Source organism: Neobacillus sp. GCM10023253 (genome assembly GCF_042653105.1).
GTDB lineage: Bacteria > Bacillota > Bacilli > Bacillales > Cytobacillaceae > Neobacillus > Neobacillus citreus.
On sequence record NZ_JBHSHV010000008.1, the window covers coordinates 45,475 to 72,461 of the forward strand.

Below are 26,987 nucleotides of genomic sequence, written 5' to 3' on the forward strand. Positions count from 1 at the left end.
TATCCTCACCTACTTGATCTTAAAAACTTTTAAGAAAACCCAACAGCATATATGAAATGAAGACCGGATAACTGACAGTTTTTCTATTTCTCTATATAAGTACCAGTGATATTTCACTAAGTCTAACTTATTACTTGATATCGAATTACTTCTTACTCTGTATTTCATCAGATTCTCAGGCAATCCATAAATGTACTTCTCTTTCTTTAATATCTGCAGCCAAAGAGCATCATCATTTCTTTTCCTTATATTAGGTACAACGAACTTTCCTAAATGTTGACTATTGTACATCACTGTCGAATTACCGACAGGACAGCTTAGCAATACACCGTTATAGTTAGTTTTGTTCTTTGTTTTAATTGATTTATTTAAAGGAGTGCCTTTCTCATCAATCTGCTCATATTCAGTACAGGTAAAATCGTAGCCATTCTTTTTCATAAAGGATAGCTGCCGCTCAAGTTTTTCCGTAGGCCATAGATCATCACTGTCTAAAAATGCCATATATGTTCCCGACGCAAGCTCCATCGCCTTGGTTCTGGCTACAGCGGCCCCTGAATTTTTTTCAAGTAAATGATACTTAATTCGCTTGTCCTGATTAATATATTCCTCTACAATTTCTTTGGTGTTGTCAGTTGAGCAATCATCAACAATAATCATTTCCCAGTTCTGATAGGTTTGTTGCCTAACCGACTCTATCGTTTCAGCGATAAACTTACCGCAATTATAGGTAGGTGTTATGATTGAAACTAAATCATTCATTGCATCTAATCCTCACTCTTAAAAAATAGTGGTAATTATTTTGAACTTTAATAATAGTAATAATCTGACTGTTTAACCTTCTTGTTGTTTAACACAACGCCCAACAGCTTACTTTGTGCTGCGTCTAAAAGCTCCTTGGCTTTAACGATCCGGTTTTTTTCGGTTTTACGGCTAGAAACAATCAAAACAGTTCCATCACATTTATTGGCCAATATCTGCGCATCAGCAACCGTTAAAACGGGAGGCGTGTCGAAAATCACTAAGTCAAATGATTCCAGGACTTCTGCATAGAAATGATCCATTGCTTTTGAGCCGAGTAATTCAGCAGGATTCGGCGGAATGGGTCCGCTTGTTAGAAGATAAAGATTTTCATCTATTTCTGCAACTGCCTGTTCCAGGTTTATTTGCTTTGTTAATACACTCGTCAGCCCAAACGTATTAGTCTGATTAAAGGTATATTGCATCGTTGGTTTTCGTAGGTCAGCATCGACAAGCAGCACATTCTTTCCTTGCTGCGCAAAAGCCACTGCTAAATTTGCCGCAGTTGTCGATTTTCCATCACCTGGATCGGCAGATGTTAACATTAATGATTTTATTTCTTGGTCAACGGAGGAAAATTGGATATTCGTGCGAATGATTCGATATTGCTCAGCAATCGGTGATTTAGAATCTAACAAGGTAATCAATGTTCTTTTATTTGAATGAGCCTGTTTTTTGTTTTTGCTACGAACCAATTGTCTCACCTCTTAACCTTGCATTTTGCTCTGAACTGATAGCATTCATATTATCTTTTAGGTTTAATTTATCCATTGTCGCGATGATACCAAGTACAGGGACACCAATTAGCTTTTCGATTTCTTGCTCATTTTCAATCGTGTTATCAAAGAATTCTAATAGGAGCGCAATGCATACTCCCGCCATGAGACCAACCGCAAAAGAAATCGCCATAATCAACATTGTCCTAGGCTTTATTGGTGAAGGGTGGTCGGATATATCAGCTTCTGTAAGAATGCTGACATTATCCACATTCATGATTTTAACGATTTCACTTTTGAAAATTTCAGCCGTTTTATTCGCAATGTTCGCTGCCTTTTCGAAATTTGGATCTTGAACTGATAAGTTGACTACTTGTGAGTTTTCTTCGTTTCCGACGCTGATTTTTTGAGTCAATTGTTTTACCGTCATATCTAAATTTAAGTCCTTTATGACAATTTCCAGGATGGCCGGGCTTTTTATAATGACATTATAGGTATTAATTAATTGAAGGTTAGTTTGTACTTCACTGTATTGATATGGAGTTTGTACACTTTTTGATTGATTGACAAGCAATTGCGTGGATGCTTGATAAACTGGTGTTAAGAAATAGAAGCTTACGACCCCGCTTATTAATACAGCCATGAAGGTGATGCCCAATATTAAAATAAGCCGCTTTCGCAAAGTTTTAAGCAACTCTTTTATACTAATCGTTTCTTCCATTGTGCCCTCCTAAATTTTTAAAGGAACAAAAGTATCACTATTAAAGAACAACCAAAATACAAAAATTTCACTTTAAACTTATTTCTCTAAAGTATATTAATTAGTTCTTTAATAATAACTCTCTAATTCATAATTATTTTTATGGCAATATTGTTGTGTAAGCTGATGTTTGGAGATGTTTTTTTGCTTTATTTGTAATATTGTTCTATCAGCCTCAAACAAATATCTTTGAAGGAGAGCAAAGATTAAGAACATTGACTCATTTACGATCACAGACAATGAGTTCATCAGGATCACCATGGAGAAAAAGGCCATTAATAAATATCGGGCTTTTGTTCCATACCTTCTAATTGAAAAGTATTCTAAAAATATGCTTATGAAAACGATAATGTATAACAAAAATCCAATAACCCCTGATTCTGTTAATACCTCCAGGAAAGTATTGTGCATAAAGTGACCGTCTCCATATAAATGCAAATTGTATGATCGATAATTAAATATTCCGATTCCAAAAAACGGATGGTCTTGGAACATCGTTAATCCATGCATCCATATATCAAATCGGCCGCTGCCATTATCAGAAGTTTCAAAACGTTCAATCATCAGCGTGTATAAGTCAATAGAAAAAATAAATTTACAAAGTAAATTTATAAAGAAAGCGAACAGTGGTATAAATAACAGCATTTTGATTTTTTGCAAAGGTTTCACTGAAAAAAATACAACTATAAGCCCTGCTGCTAAAGCAATTCCTCCACCACGTGAATTAGTGAGGAGCAATGTCATTGAAGTCAACAATAGTCCGAACTTTGAACTTTTCTTATGCAAATGTGTAAGATAGTAGAAAAAAAATAGTAAGTTCCCGAAACAGAAAAAGTTCGGATCATAAAACGTTCCAATTAATCTAGGAAACCCGCGATCAATCAAAACTCCCAGATGACGAATTCCGTTACCGGAAAAATTAAAACTTAACATAGCAAGTCCTAAAAAGTAGAGTAACAATGATAAAAGATTGAAAATAATCCCGGTTCTGCCAATTGCCTTTTCGATTCCTTCTATGCTTGTCCTAAAAAGAATATGCCGCATGACAAAATAACAAAAAAAGACAAGCCAAACCCCCAAAATCAAACGCAAGCTGCTTTCTGGAAACTTTGCAAATAACCCAGTCGAACAATAATAAAGAAAGAAAACCATTAGGGCAATTTCGAAAGGCCTTAGTTTTGGAATTTTGAAATTAAAAAAACCATATAAAAACATCAAAGCGCATACCATCATGTAGGGCAGCAAGGAAAACCCAATATCTATATGATAAGCACCTAATGTAACCGAAAAAACCAGAAGTATGACTATGGAAATACGCTCTTTCGGTGGTGTTGATAGGCTAAAATCCATAAATGCACACCCTCCTGAAATGGTGTTAATTTATTTAAACTTTATATCCACGAGGATTCTTTTGTTGCCATCTCCATGAATCTCTGCACATTTCTTCAATTCCTCTTTTTGCAGCCCAGCCAAGTTCGCTCTTTGCCTTTTGTGGATCCGCATAGCAAACTGCTATATCTCCTGGTCTTTTATCAACAATCTTATAAGGGATTTTTCTTCCGGATGTCTTTTCAAAAGCTGAGTGCAATTCCAACACACTGTAACCCCTTCCTGTTCCTAGGTTATAGGCTTCAACTCCATTAGATGATCGTAATTTTTCCAGTGCCTTTAAATGGCCAGCCGCAAGGTCGACTACGTGAATGTAGTCTCTTACACCTGTTCCATCTATTGTTGGATAGTCATTACCAAACACTTGCAGTTCATTTAATTTCCCTGCAGCCACTTGGGTAATAAATGGCATTAAATTGTTAGGAATTCCGTTTGGATCTTCTCCAATCAATCCACTTTCATGTGCCCCAATAGGGTTAAAATAACGCAGCAAGGCAATGCTCCAGCTATTATCGGCAGCATATAAATCCCGCAAAACTTCCTCTATCATTAGCTTGGTGCGGCCATATGGGTTTGTTGCTCCAAGTAGGAAATCCTCTGAAATCGGCACCCTTTCCGGGATGCCATATACGGTTGCAGATGAGCTGAACACTAGCTTTTTTACATCATACTTATTCATTACCTCACAAAGGCTAAGCGTCCCGGAAATATTATTATGATAGTAACGAAGTGGAGTGGATATCGATTCCCCAACCGCTTTTAATCCGGCAAAATGAATGACTCCCTCAATGTGATTACTTGAGAAGACATCCTCAAGAGCATTACGATTTAGTATATTAATCTCGTAAAACTTATATTCTTTACCCGTAATCTCTTTTACCCTATTTATTGAACCCGGTTTACTGTTGGAAAAATCATCTATAACAATAATTTCAAAGCCGGCATTTAGCAGTTCTACACATGTATGGCTGCCAATATAACCTGCTCCACCTGTAATGAGTATAGACATATATATTCACTCCTAATTGGCTTGAGTGTTAATTCCAAAGTAATGCAAAAGACGAACAGGCAAGGCCTGTTCGTCTTTTGCATTTCTCTTATTTCCAAATGTTTATTATTGGTTGTACAGTATCGCTTTTCCCTGCATGTCCTAACCCGTATATATCCTCTATCGTTCTTAAAAGATTAAAATGGCTTAGATCCTCATTGAATTTCCCTGGTTTCACCATAGGACCAATGAAGATGGTTGGAATTTTATTTTCCTTTGAACCATTATCTTCATCCCAAGTGACAATCAATAAACTATTATTCCTTTTTGCCCATTGGAGATAGGAATCTATATGCTCCTTTAACCATTTGTCCGCCTGCTCAATCGACCCATCATGCATGTTATTTTGCTGATTTGGGATGATAAATGAAACAGTTGGGAGATTGCTAAAATCCTTTGGGAAATTTCCAAGCGGTTGATTTGTCTCTTGTGGGAGATTGCTGAAATTAACCCATGGATTATGCTTGCGGACATAGTTGCCGCTCGTCTTTCCGTTGAAACCAATCGAAGGCAGGTCTTCCGAATACCCAGCAAAAGAAAAGCCCTTTTCAATAAGCTCACTTCCTAAATTAGGGGCTGAAAATTTAGACTCCGGTACATCGTTGCTTGAAACACCTTGATTAGAACCCGAGAATAGGTCTAAATAATTAGGCTGGCTCGGCCGGCTGGTACCATGATTATTCGTTAAGCTGGCACCCTCTGCAGCTAAAGAATTGATATATGGTGCTGACGGGTTTCCGATAATCTGCTCTTGTGAATGATTTTCTTCCACAATGATGACAATATGATCAATTTTCGGCAATTTCCCTGCTATTGATGTTTCTTTTTCCTCGGAATTAACCGTTTCTTTTTTCGGCAACTCAGATTTATTTTGTTTTTGGGAATGGTCTTGTGTACACGCACTCAAAACAAAAAAAACTGATAATAAAACAGCCAATTTCTTCTTCATATACTGCCTTCTCCCTAAAAATTTCTTTCTCTGCTTCTTTCTTTCTTAGTTACTGCTAGCACAGTTCCAAACATAATCCTGATTTCACCCAAAAAACTAAATTCTTCTATACCTCTTAAGTTATATTTCATCTTCTTGGGCAAAATATCCTTTAAATAGATCTCATCAACATCATTAGCATTAACCAAAAGTTTTTCCTCATCCTTATAGTGAATACTTGCTTTAGAGGTAACCCCTGCTGGAAGCAGCAATGTTGCCATCATCTCATCTGAATATTTTTCTACATATTTAACAACCTCAGGCCTTGTCCCGACAAAACTCATATCGCCGGCAATAATATTAAATAATTGGGGAATCTCATCCAATCTGAGTTTTCTTAAAATCTTTCCGACTCTTGTAACCCGGCTATCATTTTTAGTGGTTATTTGTCCGCCAAGCTGTTCCGCATCCTTTACCATTGTTCGAAACTTAAATATCTTGAACTGCTTTCCATATTGCGTTACCCTTACTTGGCGAAACATAATAGGCCCCTTAGAATCTATCTTTATAGCAATACTAGTTATAATGAAAATAGGGGAAAGAATGATGAAAATCAGAATAGCAAGTATGATATCAAATACACGCTTATTTAATAAACTAAGACGCTTCTTATTTAATGTATTGTAATATTTCCTTACGCTTTCTTTTTTTATGGCATCGGGCAAATCTTCCCATTCCCTTACTAGCACTAAGCTGTTCCCCCGCTTCTGTCACCAATTTACACTTCTTCCAGGGCTGTCTTTAAACTTTCAACTACATAAATTACATCCTCATCGCTTAACAAAGTATGCAATGGAAGTGTAATTTCATTAGCAAACTGCCTATAGGCATTTGGATATTCATTGATATGAAATCCCATTTTCTTATATGCGGTAAACAATGGAAGTGGTTTATAATGAACATTCGTGGCAATGCCCATCTCTGCCAATTTTTCTACAACTTTATTACGAGACTCTTTATCTTTATGAAGAAGTCTAACTAGGTATAGATGCCCGCTTGAAGAAAAGTCAATTCCATAATGATCTAATACATCAACTTCACTATCACGCAATCCATCATTATATTTTTCTATTAATGATCTTCTTCTTTCTAAAATTAACGGGTACCTTTCCATTTGCCCCAAACCAATGGAAGCCATAATATCAGTCATGTTACATTTATAGGCGGGTGAAAGAATATCATACTCCCACGCACCCAGTTTCGTTTTTGCAAGTGCATCCTTTGATTGACCGTGAAGAGAATACAGCATATATTTTTTATAAATGTCCTCATTGGCTATACCGGGTATGTCACGCCAGGTTACCGCCCCGCCTTCCCCAGTAGTAAAATTTTTGACAGCATGAAAGGAAAAACTAGTAAAGTCTGCTGCTTCCCCACTATTTTTCCCTTTATAAGTTGCACCAAAGGAATGTGCGGCGTCAGCTAATACAATGATTCTGCCAAAAGCTGCTTGGATATCATTTGCAGGCCTAAAAAGATTTTGCTTCCTATTTACTATTTCAAAAACCCTCTCGTAATCACACATGATTCCAGCAATGTCCACCGGAATAATAGCCTTCGTATTTGCCGTAATAGCCTTTTCTAACTGCGCATAATCCATGTGAAAAGAATCTTCAGCCGTGTCTACAAGGACAATTTTTGCCCCGACATGATGAATGACGCTTGCAGAGGCTGTATAGGTATAAGCTGAAGTAATGACTTCATCGCCTTCGCCTATTCCTAACAATCTTAAAGTCAGCTCCATGCCAGCTGTTGCTGAATTTAAACACACAGCCATTTGGGTATTGGTAAACTCCGCAATTTTATTTTCTAAAAGCTTTGTCTTAGGGCCAGTTGTGATCCAACCGGATTTTAATGTGTTGACAACTTCGTTAATTTCTATTTCCGATATATCTGGAGGTGAAAATGGAATATTTCTTTTAACATTTGTTACTCTAGAATGAGAGATTGGCAAATTCATAATATTTATCAACCCTTTTCCTATAGTTCTCGCATAGCAAACTAACCGGAAATAGACAATGCTCTTTTGGCGGGCAATCGGTTATTTGCAATCTTTAACAGCAGTTCTGAAAGCTCTTGTTTGTCCATGTCAGCAAAATTTATGATTAAATCGTCAATCTCTTCTATAAAAAGCTCTGAGGTTTTACCAATATAAATTTTCGGGTAGACTTGCCCTTCCTGTACTTCATCCTCTTTTAAAAGTTCTTCAAACAGCTTTTCACCAGGCCTCATCCCCGTTATTTCGATCCCAATTTCCTCAATGGAATATCCGGATAATTTGATTAAATTTTTGGCAAGGTCGATAATTTTAACTGCTTCTCCCATATCTAAAACAAATATTTCTCCACCCTTGGCAAGTGCGCCGGCCTGGATGACCAGCCTTGAGGCTTCAGGGATCGTCATAAAATAACGCTTCATATCAGGATCAGTAACGGTAACAGGGCCTCCCTGTTCAATTTGCCGTTTAAATAACGGAATCACACTGCCCCTGCTTCCCAATACATTGCCAAAGCGAACAGCAACGAACTTCGTTCCGCACTTCTTATCCATTGACTGAATGATCATTTCTGCCAGTCTTTTCGTTGAACCCATAACACTAGTTGGATTAACGGCTTTATCGGTGGAAATCATCACGAAGGTTTTCACACCATACAAACTGGCTGCCTTTGCCACATTCATCGTTCCAATCACATTGTTTTTCACTGCTTCTTCAGGGTTGTGTTCCATTAGCGGTACATGTTTGTGTGCCGCAGCGTGATAAATAACCTCTGGCTGATGATGCATCATAACAGCCTCCACTTTTGCCGCATCTTGGATATCGGCAATTTCTGTTATGAATTTAATTGCTGATTCGCCAAAGCTTTCTTTCAGTTCCATTTCAATCGAATAAATACTGTTTTCACCATGACCAAGCAAGACGATTTTAAGAGGGTTAAAACGGGCAATTTGCCGGCAAATTTCAGAACCAATCGAACCTCCTGCACCTGTAACCAACACAGTTTTGCCGGTAATGTTTTTTGATATAGAAGCAATATCCAACTCTACAGGATCTCTCCCCAGAAGGTCCTCGACCTGAACGTCCCGAAATTGATTTACGGATACCTTTCCAGTCACCAAATCTTCAATCATTGGAAGAATTTTAGTTTTCGCGGGCGTTTTGGCACATTCCTGAAAAATCACATTTAACTCTTTCTTGCTAAGTGAGGGAATAGCAATAACAATATTTTTAATGTTATAGTTTTGAACAGCTTGTTCAATGGAGGCTACCCCGCCAACAACAGGAATCCCAAGAATATCTAGCTTATGTTTGTGGATGTCATCGTCAATGAAGCCCACAGGAAGAAGATTGATACCCCGATTCTTCAATAACTGTCTGGCAACCATTGTCCCTGCAGCTCCCGCACCAATGATGAGGGTACGATTTTTATTTTGGTTCTTTTGATAATGAGAATCCCGAAAAACTCTCCAGCAAAATCTGGAGCCGCCAATGAATATAATATGGAGTAACCAAGTAACAGCGAGAAGCCTGACATTGATTTCAAGGAAGAAAATTTTCTGCAGGACTGCAGCAAAAATGATTGAATAGGTCACAACCTTAAAAATGATTAATAACTCTCCTATGCTGGCATATTCCCAAGCCTTTTTATAAAGGTTGAACATGACTGAAAAGATGTGGTGGCTAAGTAAAATTGAAAATGAAGTAAAAATAATCAAAAAGGTAAATAAATGAGTGGTAGCATCAACCAGAAATCTGCTTAAGAATATTGCACCTATGACAATACATGAGTCTATTAAAAAAAATAATGACAACCTCTGTCTGTAGGTCATAATCTCTCCCCTTTTGTACATTAGCTTTTATAGCAGCCAAGATTAAAGCTTTTGATTATCCAGGCTTCGTGAAGCCCTAAATAATCAAAAACTTTAATTATGTATAGGGCATCTAACCCCCCCTCACACCACGCTCTCGACGACTTGCGTCTAAGGTATATTTAAACCCACAGCATGATCGAGTGTCTCCTTTGATAATGGCTAGGAAACCTCACCAGTAAAATTCTATTTTACGAATCACTTGTACCTTAACAAGAACTATTTTATTTGAAAAAAATACCATTCAGAACTTACTAGGTAAATATCCCTAATATTTTTTTCCTCCTGTTCTGTTTTGTAAAATCCGAAATAAAATAGTAATTTACAATAATGAGGACAAGCCAAAAATGGACAATTGTACTTTTAAAGCTGATAATAGAATTGTTTTACACTTTACTGCTTTCCTTGGATAAAAAACTAATTGACGAACCGCCAAAACTGTAGTAAATTTTATAAATAGTCAAAATATTAATATGTTCTTATCAAGAGAGGTTGAGGGAAGGGCCCGGTGACACCTCAGCAACCTTCAATGTCTTTTACATTGAAACGGTGCTAAGTCCTGCAAATTGTTACTAATTTGCGAGATAAGAAGAGTGACAGATGTATTGTACATGCAAAGGTCTTCTTCTTATAGAAGGCCTTTTTTTAATATCAAAAAGGAGTGTAGACAACAATGTATAAAATGGATACGAAACTTGCTCAAATTGGGAACCGCAGTGAAACTACAACAGGAACCGTTAATCCCCCAGTATATTTTTCAACTGCATTCCGGCACGAGGGGATTGGACAATCCACAGGATTTGATTATATTCGAACCGGAAATCCAACACGTCAGCTGCTTGAGAAAACTATCGCCGATTTAGAAGGCGGAGACCAAGGCTTTGCCTGCAGTTCTGGAATGGGGGCCATTTTAACGATTCTTTCCTTATTTCAGTCTGGTGATGAATGGCTGGTTAGCGAGGATTTATATGGTGGAACCTACCGTTTGCTCGAAAAAGGCTTTCAAAAGTGGGGCTTGAAAAGCCAATATGTAAATACCTGTTGTCCTGAAGAGGTTGAAAACAACATTACACCAAATACAAAAGCAATCTTCTTGGAGACACCAACTAATCCGCTTATGCAGGAAGCCGATATTGCTGCCATTGCAAAAATTGCCAAAGCGCATGACATTTTGTTAATTGTGGACAACACCTTCTATACCCCTCTTCTGCAGCAGCCGATTGCACTTGGTGCAGATATCGTGATTCATAGTGCAACGAAATACCTTGGAGGCCACAATGATGTTCTTGCTGGACTTATTGTTGCGAAGGGTAAGGAACTTTGTGAAGCATTGGCCTTCCATCATAACGGTGCGGGTGCCGTTTTAAGCCCCTTCGATTCCTGGTTGTTAATGCGCGGGATGAAAACATTGTCGCTCCGTATGGAACGGCATGAGAAAAACGCTAAGGCTGTTGTTAAGTTTCTTTCTAATAGCGATGCGGTGACAGATGTCCTTTACCCAGGAAGAGGCGGAATGGTTTCTTTCCGTATTAAAGATGAAACGTGGGTAAATCCGTTCCTGCAAAACATAAAACTGATTTCGTTTGCTGAAAGCCTTGGCGGAACCGAAAGCTTTATCACGTATCCGGCGACTCAGACCCACGCTGATATCCCGGAAGAAATCCGAATTGCACAAGGTGTCTGTAACCGTCTATTGCGTTTTTCTGTAGGAATTGAAGACGCAGGAGATATCATTTTTGACTTAGAGCAAGCTTTTGCAAAATTGGTTGAAGGAGTGAATGTGTAATGGGACACGAAGAATTTAGTTTTGAAACAAGGCTGCTTCATAATCGTCATAAAATGGATGCACAAACAGGAGCGGTCAGTGTTCCAATCCAGCATGCATCCACCTTTCATCAATTTGAAATTGATAGTTTCGGAAAATATGATTACGCCCGCAGTTTAAACCCGACTCGGGAAGCCTTGGAGGATATCATTGCGGAACTTGAAGGCGGAGTTCGCGGGTTTGCCTTTTCTTCAGGAATGGCCGCTATTTCCACAGCCTTCCTGCTTCTCTCCTCCGGAGATCATGTGATTGTTACAGAAGATGTATACGGCGGGACCTATCGCATGGTAACACAAGTTTTGACACGCTTCGGGATTGAGCATACGTTTGTGGATATGACTGACTTTGATCAAGTCAAGCAAGCAATTAAGCCAAATACAAAGGCGTTTTATGTAGAAACACCATCCAACCCGTTGTTGAAGGTGACCGATATCAAAGCCATCAGCCAGTTGGCAAAGTCCATTGGCGCCCTGACTTTTGTTGATAATACCTTCCTAACTCCTGCACTGCAACGGCCGTTAGAGCTTGGTGCTGATATTGTCCTTCACAGTGCCACTAAGTTTCTTTCAGGCCACAGCGATGTGGTTGCAGGACTTGCGGTAGTAAAAGACGAGGAATTAGCAAAACAGCTTTATTTTTTACAAAATTCGTTTGGCGCAGTGCTCGGTGTGCAGGATGCCTGGCTTGTGATGAGAGGTCTAAAAACTCTTCAAGTCCGGCTTGAACAATCGCAAAGAGCTGCTTTAGAGATTGCGAGATTCCTAGAGTCACATTCAGCTATTGAAAAAGTGTATTACCCAGCGCTTGAAAATCATCCGCAAAAGGAATTGCAGGAGGCGCAAGCAAGCGGTGCAGGTGCAGTCCTTTCTTTTGAGCTTGCTGATGAGGATGCCATGCGTACCTTTGTGTCAAATGTAAAAATCCCTGTCTTTGCGGTCAGCCTTGGTGCAGTAGAGTCAATTTTGTCTTATCCGGCCAAAATGTCGCATGCCGCCATGCCTCAGGAGGAACGTGAAAAAAGGGGAATTAAAAATAGCCTGCTTCGCCTATCCGTCGGACTGGAAAACCCTGCTGATTTAATCAAGGATTTTTCACAAGCCTTGGAAAAGCTTCAGGTGAATAATTATGTGCTCTCTCAAGGAGAATAGCGATGAGTTTTTTAGAAAAATTACAAAATCAAATTTTGATAGCCGACGGGGCTATGGGAACAATGCTTTATTCCTATGGAAAAGATTCCTGTTTTGAGGAATTGAATCTTTCCCGCTCTGAGCAAATTCAGAATATCCACAAAGCCTATATTGATGCCGGTGCCGATATTATTCAAACGAACACCTATGCGGCCAACTATTTAAAGCTTGGACGATACGGGCTAGAGGATTCAGTCAAGGACATCAACAGCGCCGCTGTACTAAATGCCAAAAAAGCTGCCGAGAACCGTGCCTATGTGCTTGGGACCTTGGGCGGCAACCGTGGCATCAAGCCCAAATCCATTTCAATAGAAGAAATTAAACGGAGCTTTCGCGAGCAGCTGTATTGCCTTTTATTAGAGGGAGTTGACGGGCTTTTACTCGAAACCTTCTACGACCTGGAAGAGCTTGAAACCGTCCTGACCATCGCCAGAAAGGAAACCAATCTGCCAATTGTTGCGCAAGTTTCCCTTGCAGAACCAGGAATTTTGCAGGACCGTACTCCTGTCAATGATGCTCTGCAGAGACTTGAAGGGCTAGGCGCTGACGTTGTCGGCCTAAACTGCCGGCTTGGCCCGCATCATATGCTGGTTGCGCTCGAACAAATCGAACTGCCTAAGCGAGCCTTTCTTTCAGCCTATCCAAACGCCAGTCTCCCTGCTTATACGGATGGAAAGTTTCATTATGATGGTGATGCCGATTACTTCCGCAGGTCTGCGGCTGAATTCCGCAAGCAAGGTGTCCGACTTTTAGGAGGATGCTGCGGCACAACACCTGAACACATCAGGGCATTTGCCACCGAATTAAAAAACAGCGCTCCGATAACAGATAAAGTAGTAGAATTAAAACCAAAGAAAATCATAGTTGAAGATCCTCCTGCCAAGCGGGACTACGCCCCACTTCAAGATATTGTGCAGGAACGGCCATCAGTTATCGTTGAATTGGATCCGCCAAGAAAGCTTGATACAACGAAGTTTTTTGAAGGGGCAAAGGTTTTAAAGGAAGCCGGAATTGATGCGATTACACTAGCAGATAATTCTCTTGCGCAAGTGAGGATTTCCAATGAATCTTTAGGCTATTTAGTAAAAAAAGAACTAGGAATGCGTCCGCTTATCCATATATCCTGTCGGGACCGCAACATTATCGGTCTGCAATCACATTTGATGGGTTTACACACGTTAGGAATGCATGATGTTCTGGCAATTACTGGCGACCCTGCTCGTGTCGGCGATTTTCCGGGGGCTTCTTCCGTTTATGATGTTTCTTCGTTTGAACTGATTCAAATGATTAAACAATTAAATGAAGGTTTATCTTTTTCCGGAAAGGACTTGGGACAGAAAACGGCGTTCAGCATTGCTGGAGCCTTTAACCCGAATGTCCGCTCGGTGGAAAAAGCGGTCAAACGGTTGGAGAAGAAAATTGCGCATGGGGCCGACTATTTTATCTCCCAGCCGGTTTTTTCCGAAGAAAAACTGCTTGAAGTTTATGAGCATACGAAACATTTAAAAGCACCGATCTACATCGGCTTAATGCCGCTTACCAGCAGTAAAAATGCTGAATTCCTTCATAATGAAGTACCTGGCATTAAAATTGCCGACTCTATTCGTGAACGAATGGCCTCACTTCATGATAACCCGCTCCAAGCGGCAAAAGAAGGCGTTGAAATTACCAAGGGGCTAATCGATGCAGCCTTAGATTTATTTAATGGAATTTATTTAATCACACCATTTTTACGCTATGAGCTTACTGCTGAACTGGCCCTTTATGCCCGACAGCGTGCGTGTGAACTGAGGGGGAACAGCTATGTCGAAACGACCATTTAGTGAGCAGTTGAAAAGACGCATCCTTGTCATGGACGGGGCAATGGGAACGATGCTGCAGCAAGCAGATCTTTCTGCTGATGATTTTGGCGGTGAACAGTACGAGGGCTGTAATGAAAATCTCAATTTAACTGCTCCAGCAGTTATTGCGCGCATTCACCGCGAATATTTAGAGGCCGGAGCTGATATCATCGAGACTAACACATTCGGTGCCACCAGCATTGTCTTAGATGAGTATCAGCTTGGATATAAAGCTTATGAAATCAATAAAATTGCTGCGATGATTGCTGTGAAGGAAGCTCAGGCAGCTTCCACCGAGGATTGGCCTCGCTATGTGGCCGGCTCCATGGGACCTACGACAAAGACATTAAGCGTTACCGGCGGAACAACCTTTGATGAGCTGGCTGCCTCCTATGAGGAACAGGCAATTGGCTTGATTGACGGCGGAGTTGACCTGCTCCTTCTAGAAACTTCTCAAGATATGCTGAATGTTAAGGCTGGCTATGTCGGCATCGAAAAAGCGTTTGAAAAAACCGGCAAAACATTGCCGCTGTTTATTTCCGGAACAATCGAGCCAATGGGAACGACTTTGGCGGGGCAAACGATTGATTCCTTTTATATTTCCATCGAACATATGAATCCAGTGGCTGTTGGGTTGAACTGCGCAACAGGACCGGAGTTTATGCAGGACCATGTGCGCTCGCTCGCCAATCTGTCTGGAACGGCAGTCAGCTGCTATCCGAATGCTGGCCTGCCTGACGAGGAGGGCCACTATCATGAGACACCGGAAACACTGGCGAAAAAGCTGGGTGACTTTGCCGCTCATGGCTGGCTCAATATTGTCGGCGGCTGCTGCGGTACGACCCCTGATCACATTCGCGCCATTGCCGATGCAATGAAGGATTACAAGCCAAGGGAATTCCAGCCATCCTCCCATCATATGGTTTCAGGAATTGAACCGTTCATTTACGATGATCCAACTTTAAGGCCGATCATGGTTGGAGAACGTACCAATGTTATTGGGTCACGTAAATTTAAACGTTTGATAGCTGAAGGTAAATTTGAAGAAGCGGCAGAAGTCGCCCGGGCCCAAGTAAAAGGCGGAGCTCACGTCATCGATATCTGTCTTGCTGACCCGGACCGTGAAGAGCTTATCGATATGGAAAAATTCATCACAGAAGTCGTCAAAAAGGTAAAGGTGCCGCTTGTCATCGACTCAACAGATGAAAAGGTTATTGAAAAGGCGTTGAAGTACTCGCAGGGAAAAGCGATTATTAACTCCATTAACCTTGAGGACGGCGAAGAGCGTTTCCAAGCGGTAGTTCCGTTAATTCACCGCTACGGGGCTGCCGTTGTTGTCGGGACTATTGATGAAACCGGCATGGGGGTTACTGCAGAACGTAAATTGGAAATTGCCCGCCGTTCTCATGATATCTTAGTCAACAAATATAAATTGAAGCCACAAGACTTAATTTTTGACCCATTAGTGTTTCCTGTAGGTACAGGGGATGAGCAATATATTGGTTCCGCTAAAGCCACGGTTGATGGCATCCGGTTAATCAAGGAACAGCTTCCCGGTGTACAAACGATACTTGGCATTAGTAACGTATCCTTTGGGCTGCCCCCTGTCGGCAGGGAAATTTTGAATTCTGTATTCCTCTACCATTGCACCCAGGCGGGACTGGATTATGCGATTGTCAATACAGAAAAGCTGGAACGCTTTGCTTCCATCTCCAAAGAGGAAGTGGCACTGGCGGAAGCTCTATTATTCGATACTACCGATGAAACATTGGCTGTTTTCACTGATTTTTATCGGGATAAAAAGAAGGAAGCAAAAGGCACTACACTCGATATGAGTCTTGAGGAACGGCTCGGCTACTATATTGTCGAAGGTACAAAGGAAGGGCTCCTTCCGGATTTAGATGAGGCGCTTGCGAAGTACCCTGCTCCGCTTGATATTATCAACGGCCCGTTAATGGACGGGATGAAGGAAGTTGGACGGCTGTTTAATGATAACCAGTTAATCGTCGCCGAAGTTCTCCAGAGTGCAGAGGTCATGAAAGCCTCCGTTTCCCACTTGGAACCGTTTATGGAAAAAGGCGATGTGTCTGCCTCAAAAGGAAAGGTCATTTTGGCCACGGTAAAAGGCGATGTCCATGATATTGGGAAAAACCTGGTCGATATTATTCTCAGCAATAACGGCTACGAAGTCATTGATCTTGGGATTAAGGTAGCACCCGCTGAATTGATTAAATCCATTCGCGAGATACAGCCGGACATGGTTGGACTTTCCGGTCTTTTGGTAAAGTCGGCCCAGCAAATGGTGTTAACGGCACAGGATATGAAGGAAGCAGGCATCTCCCTCCCTATTCTTGTAGGCGGTGCGGCACTTTCCCGCAAATTTACGGATACGAAAATTGCCAAGGAATACGAAGGACTTGTTCTTTACGCAAAGGATGCGATGAATGGCTTAGCACTCGCTAACCAGCTTCAATCCCCAGAGGAGCTTGAAAAATTGTTTGCCGAAAAACAGGAAAAGCTGGCCTCCTTAGATGTTCCAAGAGAGCTGCCAGTCCGGTCTGCCGCTTCAGTGGCTGTAAAGCAAAGGGCTGCTATCTCTACTGAGGTTCCAGTTTTTATTCCAAAAGATACAAAACGGCATGTCCTAAAATCCTATTCCTTGTCGCACATTGAACCATATATCAATATGCAGATGCTGTTGGGCCACCATCTTGGAGTTAAAGGGAAAATTTCAAAATTGCTGGCCGAGAAGGATGAGAAGGCTTGGAAAGTAAAAGACATGGTTGATAATCTGCTCGCGGATGCCAGCGCAAATAGCTGGATTACACCTGCGGCCGTCTATCAATTTTTCCCGGCACAATCAGAGGGAAATAAGGTTCATATTTATGATCCAGAAAATCCTGAACAGGTTATTGAGACGTTTGATTTTCCTCGTCAGGAATCTGCACCATATTTATGTTTGGCAGATTTCCTAAAGCCAGTCGATAGCGGCGTGATGGATTATGTCGGCTTCTTTACGGTAACTGCCGGAAGGGGCATTCGCGAGCACGCTGATCAGTTTAAAGCATCCGGCCGCTTCCTTGAAAGCCATGCCCTGCAGTCCCTCGCTCTTGAAAGTGCCGAAGGTCTGGCAGAATTGATTCACCGGCAGATGCGTGACCGCTGGGGCTTCCCGGATCCTCTAACCTTTACCATGCAGGACCGTTTTGCGGCCCATTATCAAGGTCAGCGGTTCTCATTTGGTTACCCTGCCTGCCCTGAGCTGGAAGATCAGAAGAAGCTCTTTAAGCTAATCCAGCCGGAGGATATCGGTGTCCAGTTAACAGATGGCTGTATGATGGAGCCTGAAGCATCTGTTTCTGCCATTGTTTTCGCCCATCCAGAGGCTAGGTATTTTAATGTGTCAAGATAGTCTTATGCAAGATTCCGCGGAATAATGTTCCGCGGAGTTTTTTTTGTTTAGGAAGGTCGACATATTGTGAACATTTCTTGACATTTAATAATATATCCATTATAGTTACCTAGGTAACTAATTATTAATTTGGAGCGTATTTATGATCAATCACGAATTAATCCATACCCTTCATCAATTATCAAGACGTCTTACGAACAAACTGAATGAAGCATTGAAACCAACGGGATTATACGGTTCGCAATGGGCCGTTATTTTTGTTTTAAAAAACAAAGGCTCATTAACTCAAAAAGAGCTCAGTGAATATTTAGCTGTTGAAGCCCCTCCCATGACCCGAACAATCCAGCGCATGGTTAAACAAGGCTACGTTAAACAGATTCCCGGTCAGGATAAACGTGAAAAACGAGTTCAATTAACGGATGAGGCGCATGCCAAATATCCGGAGTGGGAGAAAATCGTCATCGAATTGAATAAATCGTTGCTCCCAAAATCACATAAGGAGGAGCTTTATCAGCTGCAAAAAAGCTGGCTTGAACAGCTTTATTAAAAGGAGTGCATCTAATGTCTAACAAACCAAAATTATGGACAAAAAATTTTATTGGTATTTCGGCAAGTAACTTTTTCTTATTTTTGGCCTTTTATATTTTGCTAGTGACACTTCCAAGCTATGCGTTGAATGAGCTTCACACAAGTGCTTCACAGGCAGGATTAATGACAACCGTCTTTTTGCTTTCTGCTATTATTTCGCGGCCGCTTGCAGGTAACTGGCTTGAACGTGCTGGAAACAAAAAGGTGCTGTTAACCGCGCTGATTCTTTTTGCCGCAGCGGCTCCCTTTTACCTATTCCCTAAAACAACAGCTGGATTTTTAGTGATTCGCCTGCTGCATGGTATCGGTTTTGGTATGGCAACAACAGCGGCGGGAGCGATCGTTGCTGACATCATTCCTTTTTCACGAAGAGGGGAAGGAATGGGTTATTTCGTCTTATCAACCAATATGGCCATGGTATTAGGACCATTTGTCGGGTTGATGACGATGCAGCAATGGGGCGCTAAAATCATGTTTATCATAAGCATTGCAGTGGCAATTGGCGCGTTGATTACCGGACTAAGCGTTAAGCTTCCGAAACAGGAACAAGACGAACAGAAGGCGGCTGCAGCATTCTCAGTACGTAATCTGTTTGAGTCTTCCGCTGTTCCGATTGCCATCGTCGGCGGTTTCCTGGCAATTGTTTATTCAGCGCTGCTTTCTTTTGTATCCATCTATGCAGCCCAAATTCATTTGGAGCATGTTTCGAGCTTGTTCTTTGTCGTTTATGCGGTGGTACTGCTAATTTCAAGACCATTTACGGGAAAATGGCTGGATTTATATGGTCCAAATGTGATTTCATATCCATGTCTCATTCTATTTGCAATTGGAATGGTCGTCTTGAGCCAAAGTAATGGAGCGTTTACGTTCCTCCTCTCAGCAGGTCTAATCGGGTTAGGCTGGGGAACACTTTTTCCAACCTTCCAAACGATTGCGATTCAAAATGCAGAACCTCGAAAAAGAGGCTTGGCGACAGCAACATTTTTATCCATTTACGACACAGGTATTGCATTTGGGTCATTTTTAGTGGGCATAATTGCCGCCAAAATGGAATATAGCTCGATGTATTTCATTTGCGCATTTTATATTTTAATCGGCGTTGGTTTATTTTATGTTCTTTATACAAAAAGGAAAACGACTGCAAAGGCGCAATCTAGAGCACAGGAAATATCATAAAATGCTTATACAGGAAATGAACCTAAGAACCATTAAACCTTAGACGGAAATGATGGTTCTTTTTATTTTTATTTCGTTTTACAAAAGGTTTGAAATAAGCAGTTCATTTTACTTTTAGTTTGTAATTGGCTACATTAATATTGAAAAATAAAAAATTGGAGGTTTTGATATGTTTGATGTTGTCATCGTTGGTGCAGGCGCTGCTGGCGCTAGTGCTGCTTTATTTACTGCAAAAGCTGGGAAACAAACATTGGTTATTGATAATGATAAGAGCATGACTAAACGCGCTTGGATTGAAAACCATTATGGTGTAAAAGAAATTACAGGCCCTGAACTTGTGGAAACCGGAAAAGAACAGGCTCGCAAATTCGGTGCGGAAATTGTTCAAGCGACCGTTACAAACATTACAAAAACTGATGCTGGATTTTCAGTAGAGACAGATCAAAAAACGTTCGAAGCAAAACATGTCATTATTGCAACTGGCGCTTTGACTGACCTTGCTGAAAAGGCTGGATTAAATACAAAGCCAGGTACAGAACCAAGAATCAAAACAGTTTTTGATGTAAATGCCGAAGGAAAAACAAACATTGACGGTATCTGGGCTGCCGGTACTGCTGCTGGTGTCAGCGTACATACAATTATTACTGCCGGTGACGGCGCAAAGGTTGCCATTAATGTGATCAGCGAAATCAATGGTGAGCGCTACGTTGACCATGATGTTTTAAAAGCTTAATTATAACTGGAGTTTACCCAGTGATACGAGTATCCCCTTTTGTAAGGGGATTTTTTTTATTAAAAATTCAAATTTATTTTCTGTCGGCTGTCAGTTAAAATTGATGCGTAGGAGGTTTCTTGGCCTATGGCCCATTAGATGAAAATTGAATAAGGAGACTTTTATGATCAAACATGACAGCAATATTAACCTGGTGACAGCCGGTCTGCTTCTGGCCATTTTGATGTCTGCCATGGACAACACAATTGTGGCCACGGCTATGGGGACGATTGTTTCTGACCTTGGCGGGCTCGATAAATTTGTTTGGGTCACATCTGCCTACATGGTAGCCGTCATGGCTGGCATGCCGATTTTCGGGAAACTATCCGATATGTATGGGCGGAAACGCTTTTTCCTGTTTGGGTTAACGGTGTTTTTGATTGGTTCGGCCCTCTGCGGATTATCGCAAACCATTGTTCAATTAAGTATTTTCCGAGCCATTCAGGGCATTGGCGGCGGCGCCTTAATGCCGATCGCTTTTACGATTGTCTTTGATATTTTTCCCCCAGAGAAACGTGGAAAGATGACCGGCCTGCTTGGCGCTGTTTTCGGCCTGTCAAGCGTACTTGGCCCACTTTTGGGTGCTTATATTACAGATTATATCAGCTGGCATTGGATTTTCTATGTTAATATCCCACTTGGACTGGTTTCGATTATTTTAATTGTTCGTTATTATCATGAATCCTTACAGCATTCAAAGCTAAAAATTGATTGGCTTGGCGCGGTTACCCTGGTCATTTCGGTTGTCAGCCTTATGTTCGCGTTGGAGCTGGGCGGAAAAGAATATGATTGGAATTCTGCTCTGATTATCAGCCTGTTTGTTAGTTTTGTGGTCTTTTTCGTTGCATTTTTTATAGCGGAATTCAAGGCTGCAGAACCGATTTTACCGTTATGGCTTTTTAAAAGACGGTTGTTTGCTGCATCGCAGATTCTCGCCTTTTTATATGGCGGCACGTTTATTATTTTGACAGTGTTTATTCCGATTTTTGTGCAGGCGGTTTACGGCGGAACAGCTAAAAATGCAGGCTTGATTTTAACCCCGATGATGCTCGGATCTGTTGCCGGGAGCTCTATCGGAGGTATTTTTTTAACAAAAACGTCTTATCGGAATTTGATGGTGATATCGATAATCTCATATGTTGTTGGCATGTATTGCTTAGGTACCATGACCGAGGATACGTCCCGCTTGATGTTGACCATTTTTATGATTCTTGTCGGCTTTGGCGTCGGATTCTCCTTCTCCCTTCTGCCCACCGCCTCGCTTCATAACCTAGAGCCGCAATATCGAGGTACAGCGAACTCCACGAACTCATTTCTGCGCTCGTTTGGAATGACGCTGGGGGTAACGATTTACGGTACGATTCAAAATAATGTCTTTACAGATCGTTTGAAAGAGGCATTTAAGGGAATGCAAGGCGCTGGCGGACAGGGCGGCGGTGGGTTTAAAATGGGTGATCCTCGAGAAATCTTTGAAGCAAGTGAACGTGCGAAAATTCCTGGTGTTATTTTAGATAAGATCATTCATGCGCTGGCGGAATCAATTACCTATACCTTTACGCTTACGTTGATTCCTATTGCTTTGGCGGCGGTGACAATATTCTTTATGGGGAAAGCTCGGGTTGAGGTAAATAAAGAAGGTTCGCGGGGGTAAAATAGAGCACTGGATCCTGTTTGGGGGTCTGGTGCTTTTTTGATTCGCCGATTGAAGTCTCGAATTCGCCGATTGAACCCCTGAATTCGCCGATAGAAGTGCAAAATTCGCCGATAGAAATTTTAAAAGATGTAATTTTCCCTTCTTGGGTGCCAAAATTCATGAAATTACCCTTTTTAAAGACTGCAGTAACCAGTTTTTAGACCAAAAACAGTAAAAGGACGCCTAAAATTGGCGTCCTTTTACTGTTTAAACCTCCAAATCCCTGCCCTCACCCGCAATATGAAATAGTAAATGCGCTAAATGATGAACCGGGCCGTATTCTTCTTCGTCCTGTTCGTCTTGTTCTTCATTAAATTCAAAATCATTCAGGTAGAGGGCCATAAATTCGTAAAAATCCTTAAGCTGGAAGGAATAGCAGGCAACCGGATCTTCGTTGTCTTCTTCATACTGGAGCACCATGTAGGAGATGTCCCCGTCTTTGTCTGCTCCATCGAAAAAAATGAAAAGGCCTATGTTTGTGTCCAGTTCAAATAGATGTCTTGTACCGCCTTCTGTCGCTTTTTCAAATTCCTCTTGATTTAATTTCTGAACCTGCATCGTATCAACATTATCTTCTTGATGAAAACTTACCACAAAAGATTTCATTAAAATACCTCCCAAATCACTGCCAAAAATTTAAACACATTATGAATAGCATAACCATTTTTATTGGTTTTCTTTCGAGTCTTCCTGATAGTGTTCATTCAGGAAGGGATTTTCCGTCGTGGCAAAATTCACAGATAATAAGCTCATTTCCGGATCTAATCCGTAAAGCCCTTTATCGGACTTGTCTTCTGCCTTCCCGCTTTGAAACTGCGGCTCTTTGTTACTATCGGTCATAAGAAACACCTCTTCAAAAAATTTACTACTTAGTATGCACAAAAAAAATCCCTGAATAATCAGGGATTTTTTAAAATCAACCGATTGGCGGTTGAATTGGCGGTGGCGAAGACATGTAAGTTGAAATTGCTACATCACTACTAGTCTTTTGTACCTTCCCGTTGCCTGCAAAAGTGAACAATCCAAGCACTGAAACGGATAGAATTACTCCGATAACTACCTTCTTCATAAATTTGCCTCCTTTTTTATGTTATTTTATTTAAATAATTGAAAGCTTCCAAAACCATACCTTTTCCATTGTAGTAATCTGCAAGCATTTTGTAATAATGGGTAAGGTCCTCAATAGATTCATTAACTTCTTCCAAATATGGTATTACCTTTGATTCTAAAAATTTATATCCTTTTACTGGTGAAGCCATCAGCAGGAGATAGTACTCGCTTAAGAGCCTGTATCTTTTTGCCCCGAGATCCTTCGCCAAAGAATTTACTTCCTGAAAGCACTCCGTAGATTTTTCTTGTGATCCTAAAAGATAATTTATTTCCCCTATGGAATACAGGGTAACCAGGTAATGCTGATTAATATTGGGTTGAAGCTCGAGACTTTTTTCGTAGTAAAACAATGCCTGATCAAAGTGCTTCATTTTAAACTGTAAATGCCCCATATTGTGGTAAATCTGTGGAAGCAGCTGTTTTTCCTTCAGTAATTCGGCATTCCTGATAATATGTTGGAAACATTCTTCCGCTTCTTCATAAATATTAGAGTTTGTATAATTTATTCCTAACAGCATGAGGGTATGAAGAATCCGGATAAAGTTGTGCTGATTCATAAACATTTGCAGCGCCAGCTTACCAAAATGAATGGCATGACCTGACTGCTCTAAGGAACTCTTAACCAGAGCCCGATGGTAAAGGAATTCTCCATCTGTTGCCTGATAGTTATTTTCAGTATGAAGGGTATCAAAAATGTCATCGGCATTTTTATACTGACCCTTCCACATTAAAAATACCGCATTATAATATCGAAATAAATACTCTTCATGTTGGGAAAAATTTTTCTTTTGCTTATACAATAAATCCTTTTGTTGCTCTGCTTCGTCCATTTTCCCCTTAAATAATAGATACCTATATTTAAATAACTCCCAAATATAGATATACTTTGAAAACGGAATTAAATGTTCTATCAATTTTAATTTCTGATAAGTCTCTTCAATTTCTTCTTTTAAATAAAAGTTAATCCTGTTGCTAAATTCTCGTATGAGTACTTTTATTTTTTCCTCATTTTCCTCCATCTCTTCCATGCTTATTTGCAGCCGTTCAAGCAGAAGGGCGATGGTCTCTTCGTTTGCTTCTTTAGAGTTGTTCTCAATTTTACTTAAATGGGGAACCGAGCATATCCCTTTAGCAAGCTCTGCCTGGGTGATTCCTCTCTGGGTACGATAGTATTTGATCAGTGCTCCAAATTCCATTATGTCACCAGCTTGCCTCTCTTTTTTACACTATTTTACAACAATACTTTCTTTTCTTAAATATATTTTTTTCAGACTATTTGTAAAATAGTAAAGGAGAGGCTCTTTTCGCTACCTAGTGGTTATTTAGCCAAGAAGGAATCATGTGTCAAAACGGCGGGGGCCTGTGCCCCCGCCACCTATTATTATTATTTTACTCTAGGGAAACCGAAACCTGATGCGATGTCGTCGCCTGTTGCTGCTCCAGAGCCTCCTTTAATATCAACTAATTTTGCCCGGTTTTGTAGTTCGGTGCGGAGCTGGGTATGGGACCAGGATGTATTTGCCGCCCATAGCTTCGCTGCAAGCCCGGAAACATGAGGGGTTGCCATGGATGTTCCGCTAATCGTGTTATAGCCTCCATCATTCCACGTCGACTCAATCGCTCTTCCCGGAGCGGAAACTTCAACATCACGTTCCTGGATGATATAATCACCTGCCGTTGCCGGATTTCCACGTGATGAGAAATCTGCGACACGATAGGTGCCATTTTCCTGAACATTTTCCAATGCAGCCACAGCTACAGCGTTTACAAGAGCGCCAGGGTAGCCGATGGTATTTGTACCAGGTCCATCATTTCCAGCGGCGGCGACAACAAGCACACCTTTGCCATATGCATAATTAACGGCATCTTCGATGAGGGTACTCTTTGTGCTTGAGCCTAGCGACATTGAGATGATGACCTTGGAACCAGTACGAACTCCTTCATCGGCAGCCATTCGAATGGCATTAGCTATATCATCCGAATATCCTGATCCGCGGTCACTTAACACCTTATAGGCCCAAAGCTTTGCACCCGGAGCAACCCCATAAATTCCGGTTCCAGTGCTGCCCCCGTTAGCAAGGATAGTACCGGAAACGTGGGTACCATGGCCGTTGCCATCGTTGCAGCTGTTATCTACTAAATTGGTCTTCATTTGTGAAAAATCCTTGCACTGTTCAATATTCGCCTTCAAATCGTCATGATTAATAACCCCTGTATCCAGCACCGCAACCTTTATTCCACTTCCGCCGGATGTCGCTGAAATACTGGCATCATTATAAATTGCCTCTATTCCCCATGGCGTCCTGTCACTTGGTCCCGTAGCAGTCCCGCCCCCCGGTTTTGCCTTAGGCTCCGGTTTATCTGTGAGCTGCATTTCCGGGAGATTTTCAATTGTCAGGTTTTTATTTTTCAAAAGTGCTTGGTATTGCTGGGAATTGACAGTAGTCGTAAAGCCCTCCGCTCCAAAATCCCAGCGGACACCATAGTTGGCTTTAGCTTTGGCTTTTTCCACTACCGGGCCTTGAATGAATACTCGGTAAGACTCATGACTGCTTGTTTGTCCAAAGGCACCTGAAGCAAACGTCGAAATTCCCATGACTGCACTGAGTAGAACCGTCCCCAATAATCTTCTCTTTTTCATCCAGAAACTCCCTCCGAAAAGTATGTACAGCGTTTAGCGCTGATACAAAAAACTATTCGGAAAAATCACAACCGATGACTGGTAGTCAAGCTATCTAATGTTGGGAAAATTATTTATTTTTTAAAAATTAACTGCAAAAAATTATAGTCTTACTAATCGTGAGCTCTTGCAGCATAAAAAACCGCCCCTCTTCCAAGGGACGGTTTTGACTTTTAAAAATATTTCTTCTTCCAAAAGATATAGGCCGTTAAACAGGCTAAACAAGCCGAGAGAATCAATGGGATGGCAAATGCATAGGTGTTTTTCTCAAATGGAAGCTCTACGTTCATTCCGTAAAAACTCGCCACCATCGTCGGCAGTGCAAGAATAATAGTGATGGAAGTTAGGAATTTCATAACGATGTTCAGGTTATTTGAGATAATCGAGGCAAATGCATTCATCATTCCCGTTAAAATAGAATGATAGGTTTCCGCCATCTCGATCGCCTGTGTTTTTTCAATAATCACATCTTCTAATAAATCCTTATCTTCCTCATACATTTTCAAGTAATTAAAGCGCAAAATTTTATCCATAACGACCTTGTTTGACTTTAGAGAAGTAGTGAAGTAAACCAAGCTTTTTTCCAACGCAAGAAATGCGTAAAGCTCTTTATTTTTCAAGGATTGATGGACAACCCGCTCAATCTCATTGGTTTTCTTATTGATTTGTTTTAGATATCGAAGATAATAAGATGAAATGACAAATAATATCTGCAGGGCAAAACGTGTTTTTTTGAAGGTGTAAAATTCCTTTACCCTGTTTTTCCGGAATTCATCAATAATTGGCGAGTCCTTCAAAGAAACGGTAATAATATTTTCATCAGTCAAGATAATGCCGATTGGGATTGTCTCGTAAACAGCAAGGCCTGTATCGTCATGAACGATATAAGGAAAGTCGACGATAATATAGATTCTGCCATCGTCACGCTCAATCCTTGGGCGCTCTTCATCGTCCAGCGCGTCTTTGATAATGTCGATGTCGACCTGTGCGTCATTTGAAACTTTGGCTATTTCTTCTGCTGTCGGGGCGTACATATTTACCCAGCAGCCCTTTGAAATGGCATCCACCTTTTCTAACATTCTTGTCTCAGTGCTTTTAAAAATTTCCAACATGCCAAAACCTCCTCACTCTCATTTT

23 protein-coding genes and 1 riboswitch are annotated in these 26,987 nt (G+C 41.0%); of the genes, 8 read left to right on the top strand and 15 right to left on the bottom strand.

Going from position 1 to position 26,987, the window contains the following annotated elements; translation table 11 throughout:
- Positions 1-9 precede the first annotated feature (9 nt).
- From ACFPA1_RS10780 to ACFPA1_RS10820, 9 genes are all read right to left on the bottom strand, one after another.
- A complete protein-coding gene (locus ACFPA1_RS10780) occupies positions 10-759 on the bottom strand; it encodes a glycosyltransferase family 2 protein (protein WP_378582711.1) in 750 nt (249 codons plus the stop codon).
- Between the two features lie 47 nt (positions 760-806).
- Positions 807-1,493: a CpsD/CapB family tyrosine-protein kinase gene (locus tag ACFPA1_RS10785; RefSeq protein WP_378582714.1), complete on the bottom strand. Its 687-nt coding sequence runs from the start codon at positions 1,491-1,493 to the stop codon at positions 807-809.
- On the bottom strand, positions 1,483-2,235 hold the full coding sequence (locus ACFPA1_RS10790; RefSeq protein ID WP_378582717.1) for a YveK family protein: 753 nt from the start codon (positions 2,233-2,235) through the stop codon (positions 1,483-1,485). The genes ACFPA1_RS10785 and ACFPA1_RS10790 overlap by 11 nt, the downstream gene beginning before the upstream one ends.
- 108 nt (positions 2,236-2,343) lie before the next feature.
- A complete protein-coding gene (locus ACFPA1_RS10795; protein ID WP_378582720.1) occupies positions 2,344-3,624 on the bottom strand; it encodes an O-antigen ligase family protein in 1,281 nt (426 codons plus the stop codon).
- A gap of 34 nt (positions 3,625-3,658) precedes the next feature.
- Positions 3,659-4,672: a UDP-glucose 4-epimerase GalE gene (gene galE / locus ACFPA1_RS10800; RefSeq protein ID WP_378582723.1), complete on the bottom strand. Its 1,014-nt coding sequence runs from the start codon at positions 4,670-4,672 to the stop codon at positions 3,659-3,661.
- A gap of 88 nt (positions 4,673-4,760) precedes the next feature.
- Positions 4,761-5,660 (bottom strand): alkaline phosphatase family protein, encoded by a 900-nt coding sequence (locus ACFPA1_RS10805; protein WP_378582725.1) that lies wholly within the window; start codon positions 5,658-5,660, stop codon positions 4,761-4,763.
- Positions 5,661-5,674: 14 nt separating this feature from the next.
- Entirely contained in the window at positions 5,675-6,388 is a 714-nt protein-coding gene (locus ACFPA1_RS10810) for a sugar transferase (protein WP_378582728.1), read from the bottom strand.
- A 29-nt stretch (positions 6,389-6,417) separates the two neighbouring features.
- Positions 6,418-7,659 carry a DegT/DnrJ/EryC1/StrS family aminotransferase gene (locus ACFPA1_RS10815; protein WP_378582731.1) on the bottom strand — a complete coding sequence of 414 codons (1,242 nt, stop codon included), beginning with the start codon at positions 7,657-7,659 and terminating at the stop codon, positions 6,418-6,420.
- 41 nt (positions 7,660-7,700) lie between these two features.
- A complete protein-coding gene (locus ACFPA1_RS10820) occupies positions 7,701-9,527 on the bottom strand; it encodes a polysaccharide biosynthesis protein (RefSeq protein ID WP_378582734.1) in 1,827 nt (608 codons plus the stop codon).
- Positions 9,528-10,042: 515 nt separating this feature from the next.
- A riboswitch (SAM riboswitch) is annotated at positions 10,043-10,157 on the top strand.
- An 82-nt stretch (positions 10,158-10,239) separates the two neighbouring features.
- Between ACFPA1_RS10820 and ACFPA1_RS10825 the strand changes: the two genes are divergently transcribed.
- The 8 genes from ACFPA1_RS10825 (at position 10,240) to ACFPA1_RS10860 (ending at position 22,018) form a co-directional block, all read left to right on the top strand.
- Positions 10,240-11,352 carry a methionine biosynthesis PLP-dependent protein gene (locus ACFPA1_RS10825; protein ID WP_378582736.1) on the top strand — a complete coding sequence of 371 codons (1,113 nt, stop codon included), beginning with the start codon at positions 10,240-10,242 and terminating at the stop codon, positions 11,350-11,352.
- Positions 11,352-12,539 carry a cystathionine beta-lyase gene (gene metC, locus ACFPA1_RS10830; protein ID WP_378582738.1) on the top strand — a complete coding sequence of 396 codons (1,188 nt, stop codon included), beginning with the start codon at positions 11,352-11,354 and terminating at the stop codon, positions 12,537-12,539. The genes ACFPA1_RS10825 and metC overlap by 1 nt, the downstream gene beginning before the upstream one ends.
- 2 nt (positions 12,540-12,541) lie before the next feature.
- Entirely contained in the window at positions 12,542-14,401 is a 1,860-nt protein-coding gene (locus ACFPA1_RS10835; protein ID WP_378582740.1) for a bifunctional homocysteine S-methyltransferase/methylenetetrahydrofolate reductase, read from the top strand.
- Positions 14,382-17,831: a methionine synthase gene (metH, locus tag ACFPA1_RS10840; RefSeq protein WP_378582742.1), complete on the top strand. Its 3,450-nt coding sequence runs from the start codon at positions 14,382-14,384 to the stop codon at positions 17,829-17,831. Before ACFPA1_RS10835 ends, metH begins: the two co-directional genes overlap by 20 nt.
- Positions 17,832-17,973: 142 nt before the next feature.
- Positions 17,974-18,378: a MarR family winged helix-turn-helix transcriptional regulator gene (locus ACFPA1_RS10845; RefSeq protein ID WP_213144394.1), complete on the top strand. Its 405-nt coding sequence runs from the start codon at positions 17,974-17,976 to the stop codon at positions 18,376-18,378.
- Positions 18,379-18,392: 14 nt separating this feature from the next.
- Positions 18,393-19,595 carry an MFS transporter gene (locus ACFPA1_RS10850; protein WP_378582745.1) on the top strand — a complete coding sequence of 401 codons (1,203 nt, stop codon included), beginning with the start codon at positions 18,393-18,395 and terminating at the stop codon, positions 19,593-19,595.
- 169 nt (positions 19,596-19,764) lie between these two features.
- On the top strand, positions 19,765-20,328 hold the full coding sequence (locus tag ACFPA1_RS10855; protein ID WP_378582748.1) for an FAD-dependent oxidoreductase: 564 nt from the start codon (positions 19,765-19,767) through the stop codon (positions 20,326-20,328).
- A gap of 163 nt (positions 20,329-20,491) precedes the next feature.
- Positions 20,492-22,018, top strand: a complete 1,527-nt coding sequence (locus ACFPA1_RS10860) for an MDR family MFS transporter (RefSeq protein ID WP_378582751.1) — start codon at positions 20,492-20,494, stop codon at positions 22,016-22,018.
- Between the two features lie 249 nt (positions 22,019-22,267).
- Here the strand turns inward: ACFPA1_RS10860 and ACFPA1_RS10865 are convergent, their stop codons facing one another.
- From ACFPA1_RS10865 to ACFPA1_RS10890, 6 genes are all read right to left on the bottom strand, one after another.
- A complete protein-coding gene (locus ACFPA1_RS10865) occupies positions 22,268-22,666 on the bottom strand; it encodes a cytosolic protein (RefSeq protein WP_378582753.1) in 399 nt (132 codons plus the stop codon).
- Between the two features lie 60 nt (positions 22,667-22,726).
- Positions 22,727-22,900, bottom strand: coding sequence for a hypothetical protein (locus tag ACFPA1_RS10870; protein WP_378582756.1), 174 nt, complete (start codon positions 22,898-22,900; stop codon positions 22,727-22,729).
- 76 nt (positions 22,901-22,976) lie between these two features.
- Positions 22,977-23,129, bottom strand: a complete 153-nt coding sequence (locus ACFPA1_RS10875; RefSeq protein WP_378582759.1) for a hypothetical protein — start codon at positions 23,127-23,129, stop codon at positions 22,977-22,979.
- Between the two features lie 16 nt (positions 23,130-23,145).
- Entirely contained in the window at positions 23,146-24,366 is a 1,221-nt protein-coding gene (locus tag ACFPA1_RS10880) for a tetratricopeptide repeat protein (protein WP_378582761.1), read from the bottom strand.
- A gap of 188 nt (positions 24,367-24,554) precedes the next feature.
- Entirely contained in the window at positions 24,555-25,811 is a 1,257-nt protein-coding gene (locus tag ACFPA1_RS10885) for a S8 family peptidase (protein ID WP_378582764.1), read from the bottom strand.
- Positions 25,812-26,023: 212 nt separating this feature from the next.
- Complete coding sequence (locus ACFPA1_RS10890; RefSeq protein ID WP_213144383.1) at positions 26,024-26,962, bottom strand: magnesium transporter CorA family protein; 939 nt, start codon at positions 26,960-26,962, stop codon at positions 26,024-26,026.
- Between the last annotated feature and the right edge of the window lie 25 nt (positions 26,963-26,987).